This window comes from Mameliella sp. CS4 (genome assembly GCF_019392335.1).
Taxonomy (GTDB): Bacteria; Pseudomonadota; Alphaproteobacteria; order Rhodobacterales; family Rhodobacteraceae; genus Antarctobacter.
In genome coordinates, this window is record NZ_JAHXRQ010000246.1 from 1 (window position 1) to 247 (window position 247).

Annotated in this window: 1 protein-coding gene; it reads left to right on the top strand. The window is 58.7% G+C overall.

All coding sequences use genetic code 11. The annotated features are described in order from the left end of the window. Positions 1-67: 67 nt before the first annotated feature. The coding region (locus tag KZZ07_RS27260; protein ID WP_219520154.1) for an NAD(P)-binding protein at positions 68-247 on the top strand (180 nt) is incomplete at its 3' end.

The window sequence follows — 247 nt, forward strand, 5'->3', positions numbered from 1 at the left end:
GTCAAAGACACCTCGCCGGCCAAAGGCTGAGCCAGGCACTTCACTACGAATAACGCGGTAATTGTGCATGACATATGACTACATCATCGCCGGCGCCGGCGCCGCAGGGTGCGTCCTGGCCAACCGGTTGTCCGCCTCGGGCGAATACTCCGTGTTGCTGCTGGAAGCCGGCGGCAAAGACAGTTCCTGGTGGTTCAAGATCCCGGTCGGTTTCGCCAAGATGTATTACAACCCGACCTTCAACTGG